At 48.4% G+C, this 4661-nt stretch carries 6 protein-coding genes; all 6 read left to right on the top strand.

All coding sequences use genetic code 11. The features are described from left to right. Window positions 1-1059: HNH endonuclease (locus tag IKQ95_04575; protein MBR4195968.1), on the top strand; the 1059-nt coding region annotated here is incomplete at its 5' end. Between the two features lie 29 nt (window positions 1060-1088). Continuing rightward, a complete protein-coding gene (locus tag IKQ95_04570; GenBank protein ID MBR4195967.1) occupies window positions 1089-2039 on the top strand; it encodes a UDP-N-acetylglucosamine--N-acetylmuramyl-(pentapeptide) pyrophosphoryl-undecaprenol N-acetylglucosamine transferase in 951 nt (316 codons plus the stop codon). Between the two features lie 21 nt (window positions 2040-2060). Continuing rightward, window positions 2061-3623: a hypothetical protein gene (locus IKQ95_04565; protein MBR4195966.1), complete on the top strand. Its 1563-nt coding sequence runs from the start codon at window positions 2061-2063 to the stop codon at window positions 3621-3623. Next, window positions 3617-3955: a cupin domain-containing protein gene (locus tag IKQ95_04560; GenBank protein ID MBR4195965.1), complete on the top strand. Its 339-nt coding sequence runs from the start codon at window positions 3617-3619 to the stop codon at window positions 3953-3955. The genes IKQ95_04565 and IKQ95_04560 overlap by 7 nt, the downstream gene beginning before the upstream one ends. Then, window positions 3955-4341: a hypothetical protein gene (locus tag IKQ95_04555; protein MBR4195964.1), complete on the top strand. Its 387-nt coding sequence runs from the start codon at window positions 3955-3957 to the stop codon at window positions 4339-4341. The genes IKQ95_04560 and IKQ95_04555 overlap by 1 nt, the downstream gene beginning before the upstream one ends. 1 nt (window position 4342) lies before the next feature. Beyond that, a partial coding sequence (locus IKQ95_04550; GenBank protein MBR4195963.1) for a transposase occupies window positions 4343-4661 on the top strand: 319 nt, incomplete at its 3' end.

The raw sequence follows: 4661 nt of genomic DNA, 5'->3' as shown, positions 1-4661 counted from the left end.
ATAGGACTTTCGGCAAGCACTAAGCGCAAAGAATTATATTCAGCAGATGTTGAGTTAAGAACGGATATAGTTGACTTAATATCAACACGCAGAGAATTACGGCGTGGAAGGAGAAGCCGCAAAACACGTTACCGCAAATCCCGTTTTGATAACCGCAAGAAGCCTGAAGGCTGGTTAGCACCGTCCGTGCAGAATAGAATTAATGCACATATATCGGTGATTGAAAAAGTCCGTCGCATACTGCCAGTAACAAAGATTATCATTGAGACAGCCTCATTCGACATACAGAAGATAAGAAATCCAGAAATAGAAGGAGCAGAGTATCAGCAAGGAGAGCAGTTAGACTTCTGGAATGTCCGAGAGTATGTGCTATTTCGAGATAATCATACGTGCCAGCACTGCAAAGGCAAGAGCGGAGACAAAATTCTCAATGTCCACCACATAGAGAGCCGCAAGACAGGAGGAGACGCACCGAACAATCTCATAACGTTGTGTGAGACATGCCATAAAGCATATCACGCTGGGAAAATCAAGCTGGCGCAAAAGCGATGGCAAAGTTTCAAGGAAGCCAGTTTTATGGGAATAATGCGCTGGGCATTACTGGATAAGCTGAGAGAGATTTATCCCGATGTGCATAATACATATGGTTATTTGACGAAGAATAACAGAATACGCTTAGGACTGCCTAAAGAGCATTATGTTGACGCATACTGCATAGCAGGAAATTTTGAGGCTGAAAGACTGCCGTACTACTGGTATCACAAGCAGGTACGAAAGCATAACCGTCAAATCCACAAGACGAATTTTATCAAAGGAGGAATAAGGAAACGCAATCAGACACCGTATGTTGTATTTGGTTTCAGATTGTTTGACAAAGTAATCTACAAGGGCAAGACAGGATTTATATTCGGGAGAAGGACAAGCGGAAGTTTTTATGTCAAAGGATTCAACGGAGAAAAAATATCAGCAGGCATAAGTTATAAGAAGCTGAGGCTGATAGTTAAAAGACACACATATTTAACAGAAAGGAGAGAAGTTGCGTCTCATCCTCATAGCTAAAGCAAGGGGTATCCGGCGCAATTTTTTTGATGAAACGCATACTGATAGCTTCAGGCGGTACGGGCGGGCATATATTCCCGGCGATAGTGTTCGGGAAAAGCCTTCAGGAAAAGGGCGACTCTGTGTCGTGGCTCTGCGGTTCCCGGAAACTTGAGTCGGATATATATCACTCAGCAGGGATTGACCCCGTAATACTCCCCCTTGCCGGGTCTCCAATGGGAACGAAATCACCCGCGAAAATCATCGGGCGTATTGCTGATGTCTTCAAGTCCGTATCAATGACCGCGAAATACATTAGGGAGTTCAGGCCGGACGAAATATATTTGTTCGGGGGATATATATCGTTCGCCCCGCTGATAGTCGCAAAGCTGAAGGGAATCCCCGTAACGCTCCACGAACAGAACACAGTAGCAGGAAGAGTCGCGAGAATCGCCGCGAAAATGGGTGCGCGAATCATTACGGGCTGGCCTGTCTGCGAGGGGATAAAGTCATTCACGTACACCGGGACTCCTGCGCGTGAGCCTGTGAGGATTCCGCGTGATGAGGCATTGAGACTACTGGGCGTAAATGTCCGTGAGGGTGCGAAAATTGTCGGCGTTGCGGGGGGGTCATTAGGGAGCGGGCCTTTAAGCGAAATATTAATGAGAGCCGCAAAATTATGCCCGGAGTTTGAGTTCATATTCCTGTCAGCAAAAGAAAGACACGATGACGGGAACAAGCATTTTATCCCGCCGCAGTGGGACATGAATCCGTTCTACTCTGTGTGCGATGTCCTTGTGTGCCGGTCAGGAGGCTCAACCCTCGCTGAGGTCATGAAGTGGAAAATGCCTGCGGTAACAGTGCCTTGGCCGGGAGCTATGGACAATCACCAAGCCAAAAACGCCGCGGAGTTCGTGAAACTTTCGGTGAACGGGCGAATATTTGACGAGACAGACAGCCCGGAGAAACTAGCGGTAATACTCCGGGACATTCTGCGATAATCTGAAGGGAGAAATATTGCGATGAGGAAATATATTCTTGTGCTTGTGTTGTTTTCTTTGTGTACGGTGTCGGAGGCGGCAGAGTCATTCCGCGATGAGCTGATGAGGCTTGAAGGTGTCGTATCTGTTGACGTTATCACGCAGTCCCCGGACAAAAGCGGCAATGTTCCTTTCAGGGAGAAATATATAGCGTGGTTCGAGCAGCCAATAGACTGGAATAATCCGGACGGCGGGAAATTCCTCCAGCGAGTCGAGATTGGCTATCAGAGCCGGGATAATGTCAATGTCGCGTATGTCGGCGGCTACAATCTCAATGACAGCTATTTCCCGAAAGATGACCGTGTGGAGCTTGCGAGAATGTACAACGCCAATTTCATCAGCTTTGAGTACAGGTATTACGGCGAGTCAATGCCTGCGGGACTGTCCGATGATGTTCCGGCCATGTGGGAGCATCTCACCAACGAGAACGCCGCAAATGATTTCCATAACGTAATGGAGCAGCTGCGGGGAATATTTTCGGGGACATGGGCATTCACTGGAATCAGCAAGGGAGGACAGACAGCGAATATTTTTGCGTACTTCTACCCGAATGACGCGGATGTCTATGTTCCGTATGTTGCCCCGCTCTGTTACGGCCCGGAGGATAACAGGCTTCCTGAGGCTGTATTCACGTCAATCGGCAATGAGCGTTACGGAGAGGCCAAAGCGAAACAGTACCGGGACATTGCGATGAAGTACATTGTTGAGATGATAAGGGAACGGAAATACATTCAGCCCAGGTACTTCAAGCTAATATCGGATGATGTTCCTTACGGGAGCGAGGATGTTTATATTTCGGCTGACGATATGCCATCATATGATATTCGCTACGAGGCGGAGCTTGTAGATATTCCTGTGAGTATGTGGCAGTATGACAAAAATTTTGCCTCGTTCGACGCAGTATTGAACATGCCAAAGTCAGCAAGCCGCGACAAAGAATTATATCTCCGGGCAATGCTTAGACTTCTCAGGGAAAATGACTCAGCCAGCGACACAGGCGGCGGGGGAAAAACAAAAGCTAACCGCGTTGGTAAGGATTATGCGTATCAGGTTCAGGTTCATAAAGAGAACGGCGCGTACGGGATAATGTTAAAGTATTTCCGCGAGGCTGCCGAAAGTGAAAGACTCACTCTCAAATTCAAAGAGGAAGACGAACCCGGCTATGACGCAAGGGCTAACATAAAGCCGCATTTGCTCGCTACACTGAGCTATGACAGAACACTAAACGACAATATACGCAGGTGGTCTCACACGACAGACTCGAAAGTCGTAATGATTTACGGAAATTCGGATCCCTGGTACACCGTGAGGATTGAAGATGTTACAGACAACCCGAATGTGAGAGTGTTCACGGCGAATTACGGACACGGCGCGGAGATAGGAATGCTGAAATCTGCTGACAGAGCTGCGGCTACGGCGATTCTTGACGCACAGCTTCAGGCTTCCGGCAGGGGTGCAGGGTCATCGGGCGGGAGCTGTAACGGCGGAATGGGAGCGGTGATTCTTGCGGGGTTGATGGTATTCATTCGCAGGAGAAAATCGTGAGGCGCGGAAATTTATTCACACCCGTAACAAAAGAGGAGGAAGAATTTTCCGAGAAAATAATTTCGGGGAAGGCCGGCGGGACTCGTGTCGAGCGCATAATCTCGCACGGCCATGTTTCGCCGCCGGGATTCTGGTACGACCAAACGGAATGGGAGTTTGTCGCGGTGTTGCAGGGGAGCGCGGAGCTTGAGTTTGAGACGGGGACTCTTGAGATGACTCCGGGGGACTGGGTGATACTTCCGGCGCATTTCCGGCACAGGGTCAGCAGGACTTCAGAGACTCCGCCGTGCGTCTGGCTTGCTGTTTTCGGGAATGACAAGGAGGAGAAATAATGCAAGGACAGAATAATATCCCGGAGCTTGACAGGCTTTTTCAGGACGTGAGGTCTTACCGCTCAAGCAAAAACTATATGGAGCTGTTAGACTTCATAAAGCGTTTCAGGAACATAGCCCCGTATAACGCAATGCTGATTAGGATTCAGAAACCGGGCAGCAAATACGTTGCAAGCGTCAAAGAATGGCGTAAAGAGTTTGGACGGACTCCAAAGCCGGGAGCAAGGCCACTGATTATATTGCGGACATTCGGTCCGGTATCGTTTGTGTACGAGCTTGAAGACACAGAGGGAAGAGATTTTCCGCAGAATCTGCTGAAACCGTTCAAAGCAGAAGGTGAAATATCTGATTCAGCGTTTGATAACTTTGTGAAGAGGCCACCTTGAACTGTCCACTCCTAGAGACAGGCACAGTACTTTTGAGCCTCAGATTATTCCTAAACGCTCCACTAAATCTGCTATGCTCGAAGAAGCTATCCTCTCCCTCTACGCAAAGGGCATGACTACAAGAGATATTCAGGCTACTTTACAGGACTTGTACCACGTTGATGTATCGCCTTCGCTGATCTCAAAAGTGACTGATGTCGTCAATGAGGAAGTTGAGCAGTGGCGTGACAGACCTCTGGAGGCTGTTTATCCTGTCGTCTGGCTTGATGGCTTGGTCGTTAAATCATCAAGTACTCAACAAAACGATATATCAAGCCCTT

This window comes from Synergistaceae bacterium (assembly GCA_017540085.1).
GTDB lineage: Bacteria > Synergistota > Synergistia > Synergistales > Aminobacteriaceae > JAFUXM01.
Note: the sequence above shows the minus strand (reverse complement) of the source record. Positions and strands in the feature narration are given on the sequence as shown.

Excerpts from the sequence above, each read along its gene's own strand:
- IKQ95_04555 (MBR4195964.1), top strand. The coding sequence starts at position 3,955 with ATGCAAGGACAGAATAATATCCCGGAGCTTGACAGGCTTTTTCAGGAC.
- IKQ95_04570 (MBR4195967.1), top strand. The coding sequence starts at position 1,089 with ATGAAACGCATACTGATAGCTTCAGGCGGTACGGGCGGGCATATATTC.
- IKQ95_04565 (MBR4195966.1), top strand. The coding sequence starts at position 2,061 with ATGAGGAAATATATTCTTGTGCTTGTGTTGTTTTCTTTGTGTACGGTG.